General features: G+C 72.3%; 9 protein-coding genes. 5 read left to right on the forward strand and 4 right to left on the reverse strand.

The annotated features are described in order from the left end of the window. The first annotated feature begins 50 nt into the window (after nt 1-50). Nucleotides 51-596, forward strand: a complete 546-nt coding sequence (locus tag K7C20_RS28665; protein ID WP_053210482.1) for a DUF1707 and FHA domain-containing protein — start codon at nt 51-53, stop codon at nt 594-596. A gap of 12 nt (nt 597-608) precedes the next feature. On the opposite strand, the gene otr(A) is transcribed toward K7C20_RS28665, so the two are convergent. Further along, nucleotides 609-2,603 carry a tetracycline resistance ribosomal protection protein Otr(A) gene (gene otr(A) / locus K7C20_RS28670; RefSeq protein WP_053210483.1) on the reverse strand — a complete coding sequence of 665 codons (1,995 nt, stop codon included), beginning with the start codon at nt 2,601-2,603 and terminating at the stop codon, nt 609-611. 209 nt (nt 2,604-2,812) lie between these two features. After that, entirely contained in the window at nt 2,813-4,249 is a 1,437-nt protein-coding gene (gene lpdA / locus K7C20_RS28675) for a dihydrolipoyl dehydrogenase (protein WP_053210484.1), read from the reverse strand. 159 nt (nt 4,250-4,408) lie between these two features. Between lpdA and K7C20_RS28680 the strand changes: the two genes are divergently transcribed. After that, the gene (locus K7C20_RS28680) at nt 4,409-5,290 is read left to right on the forward strand and encodes a LysR family transcriptional regulator (protein WP_030088236.1); all 882 of its coding nucleotides are present in this window, start codon (nt 4,409-4,411) and stop codon (nt 5,288-5,290) included. 84 nt (nt 5,291-5,374) lie between these two features. On the opposite strand, the gene treY is transcribed toward K7C20_RS28680, so the two are convergent. After that, nucleotides 5,375-7,834, reverse strand: coding sequence for a malto-oligosyltrehalose synthase (gene treY, locus K7C20_RS28685; RefSeq protein ID WP_053210485.1), 2,460 nt, complete (start codon nt 7,832-7,834; stop codon nt 5,375-5,377). Between the two features lie 394 nt (nt 7,835-8,228). On the opposite strand from treY, the gene K7C20_RS28690 reads away from it, so the two are divergent. Then, nucleotides 8,229-8,888, forward strand: coding sequence for a hypothetical protein (locus K7C20_RS28690; RefSeq protein ID WP_053210486.1), 660 nt, complete (start codon nt 8,229-8,231; stop codon nt 8,886-8,888). Here the strand turns inward: K7C20_RS28690 and glgX are convergent. Beyond that, the gene (gene glgX / locus K7C20_RS28695) at nt 8,848-11,046 is read right to left on the reverse strand and encodes a glycogen debranching protein GlgX (RefSeq protein ID WP_053210487.1); all 2,199 of its coding nucleotides are present in this window, start codon (nt 11,044-11,046) and stop codon (nt 8,848-8,850) included. The two genes, K7C20_RS28690 and glgX, sit on opposite strands and share 41 nt — an antisense overlap. A 241-nt stretch (nt 11,047-11,287) precedes the next feature. On the opposite strand from glgX, the gene K7C20_RS28700 reads away from it, so the two are divergent. Continuing rightward, the gene (locus K7C20_RS28700) at nt 11,288-12,103 is read left to right on the forward strand and encodes a Tat pathway signal sequence domain protein (protein WP_222892675.1); all 816 of its coding nucleotides are present in this window, start codon (nt 11,288-11,290) and stop codon (nt 12,101-12,103) included. Between the two features lie 50 nt (nt 12,104-12,153). Further along, complete coding sequence (locus tag K7C20_RS28705) at nt 12,154-13,485, forward strand: copper amine oxidase (protein WP_030088226.1); 1,332 nt, start codon at nt 12,154-12,156, stop codon at nt 13,483-13,485. Nucleotides 13,486-13,546 lie beyond the last annotated feature (61 nt).

Here is a 13,546-nt window from a genome sequence, read left to right on the forward strand (position 1 = left end):
TGCAACTACATCGCCTGGACAGCGGCTCGCGGTGGCCGGAGAATCGCGGTATGACTTCGCTCGAGTTCCCTGCGCGCCCGGCGCGCCCGTCGGACGCCGACCGGGAACGCGCCCTCGACCTGCTGCGCGACGGTGCGGCGCAGGGACGGCTGTCCCAGGACACCTTCCTGCGGCGTCTGGAACTCGTTCTCACCGCCCAACAGCAGGCGGAACTCGACCTGGTCACTGCCGACTTGGCGAGCCGTGGCAAGGTCCAGGGCGTCATGCTGCGGATGGTGGGCCGGGTGTCGGCGTTCCACCTCCGGGTGCGCCGCGCCTGGCGCATGGAGCGGCTGCCGAAGCTGCTGCTGCCGGAGCCGGGCCCGCTCCCGCTGCTCATAGGGCGGGCGCCCGGCGTGGGTCTGCGCCTCAACCATGAGACGGTCTCCCGCGCCCACGCCGAACTCCGCAGCGTGGGCAAGGGATGGCTGCTGCGCGACCTCGGCTCCACCAACGGCACCTGCGTCAACGGCCGCCGGGTGGTGGGCGAGGTGCCGGTCGGCCCCGGCGACCACATCACTTTCGGCCGGGTGGACTACGTCCTGACGGAGCGCTGAGCGGGGCGGCCCTCACCCGGACTCTTCGCGGGCCCACGGCGACGCGGCAGCCACCTCCCGCACCGGCCCGCGCACCGGCCGGTCTCCCGACGGATAAGAGGTCCACACCCCTTCGCCGTGCGTCAGACCGGGCAGCAGCCCCTGGAATTCCTGCACACGACGGGCCGGGAGCGATCCGCTGACCAGCCAGGAGTGCCGCCCGCCGGAGGTCTCGGCGAGCTCCGCGCCCAGTGCCGCGAGGCGGGCGGTCACCGGTGCGAGGGCGGTGAGCGGGAGCTCGGCCTCGAAGGCGTGGTACGGCTCGTAGACCCGGGTGCCGGCTCGGTCGAGCGCCCGCCGCAGTACGACGGGGGTGACCGCACGGAAATCCCCGGCGGTGCTGAGCGGGCCGACGAACCCGGAACGGGTGAGCACCACCCGGCAGTCCGTCACCGCCAGGCCGTGCGGTCCGCGGTGCAGGGTTGCCAGCGCGGTCTCCTCGACGGCCTGGTGGAAGCCGTGCGGCAGGGCGCCCAGTTCGGTCTCGTAGGCGAAGACCGGTCCGGAGCCGCGGGCGCCCGGCTCGACCCGGAGCCCGACCGTGGCCCAGGGCCCGGTGTGGCCGCGCCTGGCGATCTCCTCGCAGGCCTCGCCGACCCCGGCCGGCCGCTCGACGCACACCACCCGGCTGGGCGCGAACTCCGCCTCGATGCCGTGCTCCTGGCGCAGGGTGGCCGCGATGATCTCCTTCTGCACCTCGCCGTGCAGCAGCACCGAGGTCGCGCCGTCCGGCGCGGGGCGCGCCTGTAGCAGCGGGTCCTGGTCGGCGAGCGCCAGCAGCGCGGCGCGCAGCGCGGCGGCGCGTGCCGGTTGGCGGGCCCGGACCAGGGTTTCGAGGGTGGGGGAGGGGAACAGGGGGTTCTCGGCGGGGGCGCCGGTGACCGTCCCCAGACGGTCGCCGGTCCGGATGCCGGGCAGCCCGCGGATCACCCCGATCTGGCCCGGGGTGAGCGACCCGCCGTCGCCGGGCGCCCGGCCGACGACCTCGAGTGAGGTGATCCGCCCGGTCAGGGACGCGCTCGTGCCGTCCGCCGTGGCCCGGTGCAGCGCGATCTGCTGCCGTGGTCGCAACTCGCCCGCGTACAGCCGGACATGGGCCGTCCGTTCGCCGTTCGGCGGCTGGTGCACGGCGAAGACCGTGCCCCGCGGCTCGGTGCCGGCGCCGATCGGCGCCGGCGGGATCAGCCGGACCATGCCCTCGATGAGTGCACTGATGCCCTGACCGCCGAGCGCCGAGCCGAAGTACACCGGGTGCAGCGAACCGTCGGCGGTCCGGTCGGCGAGCGCCGAGCGGAGCCGGTCCGCGGTCAGCTCCGGCCCGCCCGCTTCCGTTCCGCCCTGTTCCTGCCCTCCCGGGCCGGGACCCACCAGCTGGGCGAGGATCGACTCGTCGGCCTCCGCCACCACTTCGGCGATCCGCTCGCGGGCCCGGGGGTCCTCCAGGGCGTACGGCACCGCCTCGGCCTGCGCGGTGCCGAGGCCCGTCACGGCGGTCATCGGGACGGCGACCGGCGCCAGCAGCCGGCGGATGTCCGCGAGCAGTGCCTCGTCCCGGGCGCCGGTCCGGTCGATCTTGTTGATGAACAGCAGCGTGGGCAGCCGCAGCCGCCGCAGGGTCTTCATCAGCACCCGGGTCCTGGCCTGGACGCCCTCCACCGCCGACAGCAGCAGCACGGCGCCGTCGAGCACCCCCAGCGCCCGCTCGACCTCGGCGGTGAAGTCGGAGTGACCGGGGGTGTCGAGAAGATTGACCTGGGTGCCGCCGACGGTGAAGGAGGCGACGGCGGAGCGGATCGTGATGCCGCGCTGCCGCTCCAGCTCCCCGGTGTCCGTACAGGTGTCACCGGTGTCGACGCCGCCGAGCCGGCCGATGGCACCGGTGTCGAACAGCAGCCGCTCGGTGAGGCTGGTCTTACCCGCGTCGACGTGGGCGAGAATCCCGATGTTCAGGGTGCGCGAAAGAAGCATGGAAGGTGGATTCCTCAAGAACTGTCGTCCGGCTGGGGCGATGAGTAGTTCCGAGGAATCCGCGCATGCTGTGCTCCTGAGAGAGGAAAAACCGGGCGTACGGGGCCATGGTGCCAGCCGGAGGCGGGCGTGCAACCGAATTAACGGGCCGGGGCACGGGCCCGCTCAGTGCCGGGGCACGGGCCCGCTCAGTGCTGAGGCACGGGCCCTCAGTGCTGATGCAGCCCCCGCCCCGCCAGGGTCAGGAACGTCTCGCCGACCGCTTCCGACAGCGTGGGGTGCGCATGGATGTGCGCGGCGACATCGGACGGCTCGGCGTCCCAGGCCACGATCAGCTGGCTTTCCGCGATCATCTCCGAGACATGCGGCCCGACGAGATGGACACCGAGCACCGGTCCCGTGGCGTTGCCGCCCGCCCCGTCCGCCGCCGCGATCACCTTCACCATGCCGCCCTGACCGTGCACCATGCCCTTGGCGGTGGCGGCCAGCGGCATGGTGTTGACCTTGATCTCCAGGCCGCGGGCGCGTGCCTCGGCCTCGGTCAGACCGACCGAAGCGGTCTGCGGCGAGGAGTACGTCACGCGCGGCACGGTCGCGTAGTCCACCGCACGCCCAGGAAGGCCCGCCAGCGTCTCGGCCACCAACAGGCCCTCCGCGAAAGAGGCATGGGCCAGCCCCAGGGACGGCGGCGGCAGCAGATCGCCCACCACATGGATGCCGGGCACGGCGGTCTCCAGCCGCGACGGGTCCGCCGGCGCGACGAATCCCCGCTCGTCGGCCGACAGCCCGGCTGCCGCAAGGTCCAGTCCGTCCGTCACCGGGACCCGCCCCACCGCGATCAGCAGCCGCTCGGCCGCGATCACCAACTCGTCGCCCTGCGGCGTGCGCACGGTCGCCCGTACGCCGTCCGCCAGCAGCTCGGTGGCGGTCAGCGTCGAGCCCGTACGGACCGTGATTCCGCGCTTCTTCAGGCCGCGCGCCAGATGGCGGCCGACGTCCTCGTCCTCCAGCGGAAGCAGCCGCCCGGCCGCCTCGACGAGCGTGACCTCGGCCCCCATGGAGCGGTGGAAGGAGGCGTACTCCACGCCGATAGCGCCCCCGCCCAGGACCAGTACGGAGGCCGGGAGTTCGGTGGCGAACAGTGCATCGTCGCTGGTCACGACACGGCGGCCGTCGGCCACCAGCCCCGGCAGCAGCCGCGGACGGGAGCCGGTGGCGAGGACGATGCCACGCCGCGCGGTGAACTCCCCTGCGCCCTCGATGTGGACCGTACGGGGACCGGTCAGCCGCGCCGAGCCGTGGACGACCTGCACCTGCGCCGCCCGCAAGTGCCCGCCCACGCCTTGGTGGTTGCGGGCGACGATGGTGTCGCGGGTCGCCACCAGGGCCGGCCAGTCCAGGGAGTCGACGGTGGCCTTGACGCCCCACCGCTCACGGGCCTCCGCGATGCCGTCCACCAGCTCGGCGGCGTGCAGCATGGCCTTGCTGGGGATGCAGCCGCGGTGCAGGCAGGTGCCGCCGACCAGGTCGCGTTCGGCCAGCACCACCCGCAGGCCCAGGGACGCGGCCCGCAGCGCGGTGCTGTAGCCGCCGGTGCCGCCGCCGATGACCAGGACATCCGTCGTGTTCGCCGCTGTCTGACTCATGGGAGCAGACTCCGCCCACCTGCGGTGATGAGTCCAAGGCAATGTTTCACTGGAGTGGATGCAGAGTCTTCATGGGCGCACTTCAGGGCCGCACTTCAGGGGCGCGCTGCATGGGGCGCGCTTCATGAGGCGGGCCGAGGGCGCCGGGGAGGGGCGGGTATGAGCTTGCGGCAGATGGAGTACTTGGTGGCGGTCGTCGAGCAGGAGTCGTTCACCCGCGCCGCCGACGCACTGCACGTCACGCAGTCCGCGCTCTCGCACCAGATCAAGGCGCTGGAACGGGAGGTCGGCGGCCCGCTGCTGGAGCGGATGACGCGCGGGGTGCGGCTGACCGCGATGGGCCGGGCCTACTTCCCGCACGCCGAACTCGCCGTCCGCAGCGCCCGGCAGGCCCGCCGAGCCGCGCTCGCGGCGGGCGGCGCGGAGAGCGGCGAACTGCATATCGCGACGGTGCACGCACAGGCGATCGGGGTGCTCCCGGAGGTCTGCGCACGCTGGGCCCGCGAGCATCCTGGCGTGCGCCTGGTGCTCCATGAGTACGCCACCACCGGGGAGTTGTCCGAGCAGATGGCCCGCGGCGTCGCCGATATGGCGCTCGGCCCGCGCCCCGAGGACTGGCCGGGGCCGGTCACCGTCGTGGGACAGGAGCGGATGGTGCTGGTCGTACCGCACGGCGATCCGCTCGCCGCCCGGGAGTCGGTACGCCTGGCGGACCTGGCGGACCGCCCGTGGGTCCGGTGCAGCCTGGAGCCGGTGGTCGACGGACGGCGCTGGCTGGACCTGGAGTGCGAACGGGCCGGCTTCACCCCGCGTACCGCCGTCCGCACCCAGCACAGCTCGACCGCCGTCCGGATGGCCTCGGCGGGCGTCGGCATACTGCTGACCGCGGCCCATGAACTCCTCGGCCTGGACTGTGCGTCGGTGCCCACCGACCCGCCCTGGCAGCGCGACATCACCGTCTTCTCACGGGTCGAGCTGACCGGCGCGGCCGCGGAGTTCACCGAACTGCTGCGCGCGGGAGGGAACGAGAGGAGGCGGTAACACCATGCGACACAACAGCAATTGATACCCCCTCATGCTCACGGGGCCGCTCCATCACTCATCACTCATCACTCACTCACTCGCTCACTCACTCACGAACAGCGCCACCGGCGACACCGCCAGCAGTTCGCTCAGCCCCACCACCGCGCCGCCCGGCAGTTCGCGGCCGGTCAGCAGCTCGTGCCAGGGGCCGCCGGGCGGCAGCCGCAGCAGCGTGTCCCACCACCCGCCGGTCTCCACCAGCCGCAGCGACAGGCGGGTCACCACCGTCAGGGCCCGCCCGCTGCGGCAGAACGCCACACAGTGCTCGGCCGCCGGGCCCTCCGCATACACCGGCTCATACGTCGCCGTGGCGCCGAACCAGTGGGGGCTCTCGCGCCGCAACCGCAGCGCCGTGGCGGTGATCCGGAGCTTTTCGGCGGACAGATCGCGTGGCGCGGTGCCGGCGTCCAGCTCGGCGAGTTCCTCCGGCCGGAAGCTCGCCGGCCGTCTGTTGTCTGGGTCGACCAGCGCGGCGTAGGCGAGTTCGGTGCCCTGATAGAGGTCGGGGACGCCCGGCATGGTCAGATGCAGCAGCGTCGCGCCCAGCACATTGGCGCGGACGAACGGGGCGACTTCCGCGTCCAGCGCGGCGAGCGGGGCGGCCGTGGGACCGCACGGCCCGTTGCGTACGAACTCCTCGACCGCCTCTTCGTAAGCCGCGTTCGGCTCCGTCCACGAGGTGCGCAACCCGGACTCCCGTACGGCCTTGAGGACCGCGGGGGCCACGCGCTCCGCCGCGGAACCGTCGCCGGGCGCACCCAGGCCGAACGCGGTCTGCCAGGCCAGCCACGACACCATCGGATCCGCCGGGCCGGCTCCGTCCGCACCGCCGGTTCCGACGTCGCACACCGCCCCGTCGGCCATCGCGCCCAGCGCGTCCCGCCACCGGTCCGGGCACTCCGACAGCACCGCGATCCGCGCCCGTACGTCGGCGCTGCGCTTGGTGTCGTGCGTGGAGAGCACCGTCCCGGACGCCGGCCGGTCCCGCTGCACGCGGGCGCAGTACGCATGGAACGCCTCCGGAGGGAGCGCCGGTTCGCCGGGGGCTCCGCCGACCTCGCAGGCCGACAGCAGCACCGGATAGCGGTAGAAGGCGGTGTCCTCCACGGATTTGGCGTGCAGTGCGGACGCGGTCTGGGCGAACCGCGCGGCGAAGTCGGCGCAGTCCGTGCCGCCGTGGCCCGGGTCGTCCGTCAGCCGGCCGAGCGCCAGATCGTGGACCAGATCCACCGCCCGCGCCTCCTCGGGCACCCGGAAGGCGGTACGGGCCCCTGCCGCCGCCGCGCCCAGCATCGCCGCGTCCTGCCCGGCCCGCGCGGGGTCCGCGGCGTACGGGCGGTAGACCGGCAGCCGCACCATGAGCTCCCGGACGGCGTGGCGCAGCGTCCACGGCGCATGGTCGCCCGGCTCGGGGACGCGGGCGCTGATCCGGGCCGCGGTCCGCACCAGGCGCTCGACCTCCGCGGCCAGATCGTGCGTGATGACCTCGTACGCGGCCCGGCGCACCGTCTCCTCCCAGTCGCCGCCCTCGTCGGCCAGCGGGGTGACGAAGTCCCGGTAGTGGGAGAACAGCCGGCCGGCGCCCTGCGGGCAGACGAAGAGGCCGTCGATGTGCCGGAGGGCGTCATAGCCCGTGGTGCCCGCGCATGCCCAGCTCTCCGGCAGCTGTTCGTCGCCGGTGAGGATCTTCTCGACCACCGTCCAGCGGCCGCCGGTCTCCTCGTGCAGCCGGGCCAGATAGCCGCCGGGGTCCACCAGACCGTCCGGATGGTCGATGCGCAGCCCGTCGATGACGCCCTCGCGGACCAGCCGCAGCACCGTGCCATGGGTCGCCGCGAAGACCTCGGGGTCCTCGGCACGGACCGCGATCAGCTCCGAAATCGTGAAGAAGCGGCGGTAGTTGAGTTCGCTGCGGGCCAGCCGCCACCAGGCGAGGCGGTACCACTGGGCCTCCAGGAGGCGGGTCAGCGGCAGTCCCTCCGTACCGGGGCGCAGCGGAAAGGCGTGCTCCTGATAGCGCAGCGCCCCGCCCTCGACGCGGAAGTGCCGCGCCTCCTCGCCGAGCCGGCCGCCGAGCACCGGGAGCAGCAGCCGGCCGCCGTGCCCGGCGTCCCAGTCGATGTCGAACCACCGCGCGTACGGGGACGCCGGGCCGTCGCGCAGCACCTGCCACAGCGGCCCGTTCAGCGACACCGGCTCGGGCACCGCCATATGGTTCGGCACGATGTCGACGACCAGCCCGAGGCCGTGCGACCGGGCCGTCGCCGCCAGCGCCCGCAGCCCCCGCTCGCCGCCCAGCTCAGCCCGTACCGCCGCGTGATCGACCACGTCATAGCCGTGGGTGGACCCCGGCACCGCCTCCAGCACCGGCGAAAGATGCAGATGGGAGATGCCGAGCGCGGCCAGATGCGGGACGGCCCGCTCGGCGGCCGCGAACGGGAAGTCCGGCTGGAGCTGCAGCCGGTAGGTGGCGGTCGGCGACGGACTCGGTGGCTGCGTCATGGGAACACCCGTACCCCGCTGACGGCCCGTTGTGTCATCCCCGCCCGGCATTGGTGTCGTCACTTCCTCCAAGGGGGCGGCGCGGCCGGACGTAGACCTTCGTGCGTCCGGTGCATGGGTGCGCGGGCCGGTGCCCGATAGCGTCTGGCGATGATCGCTGCAACGGCCACCTATCGCCGGGTGGTGGCCTTGAGCGGGCCGGTGCTGCCCGTCATCTCCTTCCTCGGCAGGCTCCCTACGGCCATGTGCCAGCTCGGCAGCCTGCTGCTGGTGGCGCAGACGAGCGGCTCGCCGGCCACCGCGGGCCTGGTCGGTGGTGCGCTGGCGGCGGGCCAGACGGTGGGCGGGCCGCTGCTCGGCCGGCTCGCCGACCGGCACGGGCAGCGGACGGTGGTTGCTGGCCGCCTGCTGGTTCGATGCGTTCGCCGTGGCCGCGCTGGTGGTCGCCGCCCTCGCCCGGATGCCCCGCGCGGTGCACGGCATGCGTGCCTCGATGGCGCTCCAGGGCGTCATCTTCGGCGCCTGCCAGTCCGGCATCACGGCGCTGACCGAACGCCTCCACCAGCCCGCCCAGGCCGGGCTGGTCTACGCCGCGATGGGGGTGATGCGCGCCGTCGCCGGACTCTCGCTGGCGCTGGTGCCCGCCCGGATCACGCTGCCGACGCGTTGGCGGGCGGCCGCCGTCGCGCTGGTCGTGCTGTCCGTACCACTGCTGTTCGTACGGTCCCTGGGGGCGCTCTATCCGGTCGTCGTGGTGCTCGGGGTCGCCTTCGCACCGCATCTGATCGCGCTCTTCGGCCTCACCGAACGGCTGGTCCCCGCCGGCCGGCCGGCCGAATCGATGGCGTTCCTCACCAGTGCGGTGGTCGGCGGCCAGGCGCTGGCCCTGGCCGCCGCCGGCCGGCTCGCCGAGGCGCACGGCCCCTCCGCCGCCTTCGCCGTCGCCGTCGGAGCGGCCGTCCTGATCCTCTGTCTCGCCCCAGGCGATCCGGCCCGGCGGCGGGCCGCCACCCCTACGCCGGCCGCTGCAACACCAGCAGGCTCCGGCCGATGAGCGTCAGCCGGTCACCGGCCTTGACCTTGGCGCCGCCGCCGTCCGCCACCGCCTGCGGACGGTCGGTGTCCACCACGATCTGCCACTGCCGGCCGAGGTGTTCCGGAACCCTGAACTCCTTCTCCTGGTCGTGGGCGTTGAACATCAGCAGGAACGAGTCGTCGGTGACCGGCTCGCCCCGTGGACCCGGCTCGGAGATCGAGCTGCCGTTGAGGAACACCGCCAGCGACTTGGCGTGCACCGACTGCCAGTCACGCGGCCCCATCTCCTCGCCGCCCGCCGTGAACCACACGATGTCGGACAGCTCGTCGTGGGCGCCCTCGAGCGGGTGCCCCTGGAAGAACCGCCGGCGCCGGAACACCGGATGGTCGCGCCGCAGCCACACCATCTGGCGGACGAACGCCAGCAGCGCCAGCTGCTCCTCGTCCCCCTCCGCCTCCTCGTCCGCCTCCTGCGCCCCCTCCGCGTCCTCGGACTCGTAGGGGTCGTCGGCGCCCCCGCCCGGAGCCTGCTCCGGCCAGCGCACCCACGACAGCTCGTTGTCCTGGCAGTACGCGTTGTTGTTGCCGCCCTGACTGCGCCCGAACTCGTCCCCGTGGCTGAGCATCGGCACGCCCTGCGACAGCATCAGCGTGGCGAGGAAGTTGCGCATCTGCCGCGCCCGCAGCCGCCGCACCCCGGGATCGTCGGTCGGCCCCTCGGCGCCGCAGTTCCAGGACCGGTTGAAGCGCTCACCGTCCCGGTTGTCCTCGCCGTTGGCCTCGTTGTGCTTCTCGTTGTACGCGACCAGATCGTGCAGCGTGAAGCCGTCATGGCAGGTCACGAAGTTCACCGAGGCCAGCGGCCGCCGGCCGTCCTCCTGGTAGAGGTCCGACGAACCCGTCAGCCGGGACCCGAACTCCGCCAGGGTGCGCGGCTCACCCCGCCACAGGTCCCGTACGGTGTCCCGGTACTTCCCGTTCCACTCGGTCCACAGCGGCGGGAAGTTCCCCACCTGGTAGCCGCCCTCACCGACGTCCCACGGCTCGGCGATCAGCTTCACCTGGCTGACGACCGGGTCCTGGTGCACCAGGTCGAAGAACGACGACAGCCGGTCCACCTCATGGAACTGCCGGGCCAGCGTCGCCGCCAGATCGAAGCGGAAGCCGTCCACCCGCATCTCCTGCACCCAGTAGCGCAGCGAGTCCATCACCAGCTGGAGCACATGCGGGCTGCGCATCAGCAGCGAATTACCGGTGCCCGTGGTGTCCATGTAGTACTGCTTGTCGTCCGACAGCCGGTAGTACGAGGCGTTGTCCAGCCCCCGGAACGACAGTGTCGGGCCCAGATGGCTGCCCTCGGCGGTGTGGTTGTAGACGACATCGAGGATCACCTCGATACCGGCCTGGTGCAGTGCCCGCACCGCCGTCTTGAACTCCAGCACCTGCTGCCCGCGGTCGCCCCAGGACGCATAGGCGTTGTGCGGGGCGAAGAACCCGATGGTGTTGTAGCCCCAGTAGTTCGTCAGCCCCGCGTCCACCAGCCGGTGGTCCTGGACGAACTGATGCACCGGCATCAGCTCCAGTGCGGTCACCCCGAGCTTGGTCAGGTGGTCGATGATCGCCGGATGCGCCAGCGCGGCATAGGTGCCGCGCAGCTCCTCGGGAAGCTCCGGATGGCGCATCGTCAGGCCCTTCACATGGGCCTCGTAGAGCACCGTCTCGTGATACGCGGTGCGCGGCGGGCGGTCGTCACCCCAGTCGAAGTACGGATTGACCACGACCGACGCCATGGTGTGCGGCGCCGAGTCCAGGTCGTTGCGCACCTCGGGGCGTCCGAAGTGGTAGCCGTAGACCGCCTCGTCCCAGTCGATCCGGCCGCTCATGGCCCGTGCGTACGGATCGAGCAGCAGCTTTGCCGAGTTGCAGCGCTGCCCCCGCTCCGGTTCGTACGGACCGTGCGCCCGGAAGCCGTAACGCTGCCCCGGCATCACCCCCGGAAGATACGCGTGCCGCACATTGGCGTCGCTCTCGCGCAGCTCGACGGCGGTCTCCGAACCGTCGTCGTGCAGCAGACACAGTTCGATGCGCTTCGCGGCTTCGGAGAACACCGCGAAGTTGGTGCCCGCCCCGTCATAGGTGGCACCCAGCGGATACATCTGTCCCGGCCAGACCTGCATGGGTAGACTCTTCCACTTTCTTCTCGGGCGCTGCGGCGACTCCACGACACACATCCGCGGAACGAATCGAAATCCTTCCCCAACTTTTCGCAACTTCTCGTACACAGAGGGCTTTTCGCGAGATCTCCGCTCAATGGTGGAGCAACCTGTCGCGATGTCGGATCGTCCTACTGGTCGTCCTACTGGAGGACGGACGGGGGACCGACATGCATGTCACGGGACGTGACAGCAGGGGGGAACCGTGCACCATCTGATGCACCGCCACCTCGGCAAGGTCGTCGCGGGGGCCGCCATCGCGCTGACGGGCACCGCAGCCATGGCCGCGATCACCTTGCCGGCCGAGGCCGGCGCCGCCGACGGAACGGCCGGCCAAAACCGCCCCCGCGCGGTCGGCGCGCCGGTACCGGGACGCGACCAGGGACCACCACCGCCCGGCCGCGTCGAAGGGGCCCGCCCCCAGGGGGAGCGCGGCCAGGGCAGGGACCCGCTCAGCGACGACGAGGTGCGGCGCGCCCAGGACCTGGCGCTGCCGCGGACGCCGCGCGGCGCCGCGGTGGACGTCACCGGACGCCCCGGGCCCGAACCCCTCACCACCGACCTGGGCGAACTCGCCCCCTCGGAGGCCGGGCTCGCCGACCCGCCGCGCCGCGCGCTGGTCTCCTTCTACGACTACAAGAGCGACAGCTACCTCTCCAGGACCGTCAACCTCACGACCTCGAAGGTGGAGTCGACGGACACCCAGCACGGCGTCCAGCCGCCGCCCAGCCACGCCGAGGCCGTCGAGGCGGCCAGGCTGCTGATCGCCGCCCCGCTGGGATCCGGGCTGCGCCAGGACTACCGCGACGCCACCGGGCGCGACCTCACCGTCCCGGACCCGCTCTCCGTGACCGGCTTCGTCTACCGCGGCCGCGCGGAGGGCGAGGCGCCGGGCGCGCTGGCCGACTGCGGGGAGCACCGCTGTATCCGCCTCTTCACCAAGGTGAAGAACGGCCGGTGGATCGACACCCGCCGCTTCGTGATCGACCTCAGCGCCCGCACCGTCGCGCGCCTCGGCTGACGCGCCCCGCACCGCCGACCCCCACCACTCCTTCCCCGGGAGCCCTCGCCATGCCCGAAAGACGCCCCGCCGGCACTCGCCGTCCGCGCCGCCGCACCGCTGTCCTCACCGCGGCCCCCCTGCTGCTCGCCGCCACCGCCCTGCTGACCGGCCCGTCCGCCCAGGCCGCCCCCGAAGCCCCCGCCGCACCCGGCCCCGCCCCCCGTTGCAGCGCGCCCTACCGCATCACCCAGACGCTCGACGGCGGCACGGTCTGGCGCATGTGCTGGCACTACGAAGGCAACGCCGGCCTCGTCCTGGACGACGTCTCCTACCAGCCCCAGGGCGAACGCACCCCGATCAAGGTGCTCACCACCGCCAAACTCGCCCAGATCCACGTTCCCTACGACGACGGAGGGAACGAATACGACGACCTCACCGGCCAGGGCTTCGCCCAGGGCCTGATGAAGCTCGACCCCGCCGAATGCCCCGGCGGCACCATCAAGACCGTCAGGGTGCCCGGCGCCTATGACGCCGCACACCCCGACGTCAGCGGCCTGTGCGCCACCACCCGCGCCCGCGGCCACGCCTACCGGATGGGCCCCTATCCGGGCGAGCACGCCAAGACCTACCAGCTCCAGGGCAAGGACCTGCTGCTCTACACCGTCAACAAGGTCGGCTGGTACGAGTACATCAGTGAGTGGCGGTTCTCCGGCGACGGCACCATGACCCTCCAGGTCGGCGCCACCGGCACCGTTTCACCCAGCGACTACGACGCCGGTGACGGCCGCGGCGCGCCGCTCGGCAAGGGCGCCAAGGACTACGCCACCAGCCACAGCCACAACGTCTTCTGGCGGCTCAACTTCGGCCTGGACGGCAGCGCCGCCAACAAGGTCGAGCAGTTCGACTCCGCCACCACCGTCCGGCCCGGCGGCAGCACCCCCACCATCCGCACCACCCGTACGCCCGTCACCAAGGAACTGGCCGGGGACTCCGGCGCGCTGCGCTGGTGGCGGGTGGTGAGCGCCACCGGCAAGAACAAGGACGGCCACCCGCGCTCGTACGAGATCGTCCCGGGCCCCACCAGCAAGTACACCGGGCGCCGTTACACCACACACGACATCTACTTCACCGAGTACAACAAATGCGAGCAGTTCGCCAGCAACAACCTGGCCAACTGTGGCGCCCATGCCGGCAAGAGCGTCGACACCTGGGTCAACGGCCAGCCGCTGAAACACCCCATCGCGTGGGTCAACATCGGGTTCCATCACATCGCCAGGGACGAGGACCAGGAGCCGATGCCCGTGCACTGGCAGGGCTTCCAGCTGGTCCCACGCGATGTCACCGCTATGAATCCGCTCACTCCACCCGCGCTGTCCGGGCACAACGGGCACTATAGCTAAGGGGAGTTGGCAACCGACTCGATCCATCCTGCTGCACCGTCTCCCGCACCGCAGTAGTCTG

Origin of the sequence: Streptomyces decoyicus (assembly GCF_019880305.1) — a bacterium.
Lineage (GTDB): Bacteria > Actinomycetota > Actinomycetes > Streptomycetales > Streptomycetaceae > Streptomyces > Streptomyces decoyicus.